This window comes from Gordonia sp. HS-NH1, from assembly GCF_001418765.1.
Lineage (GTDB): Bacteria > Actinomycetota > Actinomycetes > Mycobacteriales > Mycobacteriaceae > Gordonia.
The window spans coordinates 1-1,916 of the sequence record NZ_LIYC01000098.1; the positions used below are offsets into that span (position 1 = coordinate 1).

The window sequence follows — 1,916 nt, forward strand, 5'->3', positions numbered from 1 at the left end:
CACTACAATCGTTTCCGCTACTACCATCCGGGGACCGGGAGGTACCTGAGCCCGGACCCGCTGGGACTGACTCCCGCACCTAACCCGCACGCCTATCCAGGCAACCCCGTGGGGTGCGCAGATCCCTTCGGGCTCGCACCCACCGAGGGATGTGAAACTCCGGCCGCTCCTGAACATCGACATTCAACGGAGATTGCACGATCGCCCTGGCCGTCAAACGACGGATTTATGCATCCGCCGGCGCGGTTCACAATGCAACCAGGTCAACGCTTTGACCGGTTCGGCCACGAGTATGGCTACTTCGTCGCAGACGTAGGCACACCTATTCCCAAGCGGGCAATGCGGGCCGGCGCCGAAATGCTTCAATACCGGGTTTTCGAAGTCCTTAAGCCATTCGACGTCAAAGCAGGACTTACCGGTCCGGCGTTTGGGCAACCAGGTGGAGGAATACAGTATGAACTCCCGGGCAGGGTGACGGACCTCGAGAATCAGGGTTTTTTCAAGGAGGTATTCGACTATGAGTAGGCAGGAATTCACCGGCAGCGGGTGGCACCTTTTAAGGGCCATATCCGACTTTATTGACAGTTGTGTCGAATCGATGGCGGACAACGCCGGAGTGTCGTCCTCGAGCGTCTTCGTGCCGGGTAGCGAACAGAACAATGACGAAGGATCAGCATTCTTTCACGACGAGGCTGACGGAACCCTCGTTTACGAGGCGCGGGACAGGGGCCGAGTGGTGATGCACAAACAGACCAGGGATCCTGACGAACTTGTTTACTGGGTGGTCGACGACGTTGCGCGTTCGCTCGCAAAGCGTGCCGCAGCCAAAACCAAAGAATACAACGAAGCTACCGATCCGCGTCGTGTGTGGTTCCCTTTGTGGCGCGAGCTGGTCGCATCCCAGGACGCCGAATGGGGGTCGCGAACGTCACGCGAGATCACGAAGATCCTTGCGCACTCGCCGTTCCAGGATTGAGATGCCAGTTCGTGGGTTCGGGGACAGCGGAAAGGGTGGTCGGCGTTCCAAGACGCCGATTCCGCTTGCAGCACCGTGGCACGCTTCGCAATCCAGCACGTCATGCGGCAGGGTGGCAAGCCCATGTCAGGTACTGAACGCGCAACCTACGAGATCGCTTGGCAGTCACGACTGGTGGGAGGGTGTGATCACATCGACCAGAACAAGCCAATCCACGATCCACAACTGACTCGGGCGATGTCCGACGTCCTGCTGGAGCCCGAAAACCCACTTGCGGTCGCCGATCTCGAGGCCGAGATTCTGAAGCGCGACCTGTACGAAGACGACGCCTACGAGGAACTGATCTTCGTCCTGTCGCTGTACAAGATGGGCGGTTCGACGCCATACTCGAGCATCGAGGAGGTGCGCACAGAAGTTCGCAAGCTACTCGAGTGAACTTGGTTGTGCGTCAACCAGGAAACAAGCCGCGCGTCGGAGACGATGCCACCACAGTCCATGTGGATACCTAGCAGGGAAGTACGGCTTTACGACTTAGCATTGACCGGACACGGTGATGACTGCGGGGAGTAGCGATGAGAGAGAAGTCAGCGACGGGCGGGTCGGCCCACCGGCCCGTGCGTTCGCGACGGGGGGCCGTTCAGTGGGCTCGTCGAGATCGCTGTCCAGCAGCGGAACGGCTCCATATCACTCTGGCCAGAAGAGTCTCTGACGAAACACGAACGGCCGAATGACCGTCTCGACTGCCGAATCCGCAAGGCGGGCAATCGAGACCTTCTTCGGCATACACGCGTCATCAGTTATTACCCTGAGGTTGCCAGATGGGTACTTTGGCAAACCGTATGACAACTACTACACGCTCGAAAACACAGACACACACGGACCACGCATTGAGATCGGGTTGGGGTATGGCCTGACTTTGACATTGATACCCACGGACTTT

General features: G+C 58.5%; 4 protein-coding genes. All 4 read left to right on the forward strand.

What is annotated here, in order from left to right; all coding sequences use genetic code 11:
* The coding region (locus AMD30_RS25855; protein ID WP_156354420.1) for a glycohydrolase toxin TNT-related protein at positions 1 to 525 on the forward strand (525 nt) is incomplete at its 5' end.
* The gene (locus AMD30_RS24195) at positions 518 to 976 is read left to right on the forward strand and encodes an Imm63 family immunity protein (RefSeq protein WP_055477360.1); all 459 of its coding nucleotides are present in this window, start codon (positions 518 to 520) and stop codon (positions 974 to 976) included. The genes AMD30_RS25855 and AMD30_RS24195, both read left to right, overlap by 8 nt.
* A 75-nt stretch (positions 977 to 1,051) precedes the next feature.
* Complete coding sequence (locus AMD30_RS24200) at positions 1,052 to 1,411, forward strand: hypothetical protein (RefSeq protein ID WP_055477361.1); 360 nt, start codon at positions 1,052 to 1,054, stop codon at positions 1,409 to 1,411.
* 292 nt (positions 1,412 to 1,703) lie between these two features.
* On the forward strand, positions 1,704 to 1,916 hold a 213-nt coding region (locus AMD30_RS25650; RefSeq protein ID WP_231632850.1), incomplete at its 3' end, for a hypothetical protein.

What these genes read in the sequence shown, in the direction of transcription:
- AMD30_RS24195 (WP_055477360.1), top strand. Translation starts at nt 518, where the DNA reads ATGAGTAGGCAGGAATTCACCGGCAGCGGGTGGCACCTTTTAAGGGCC.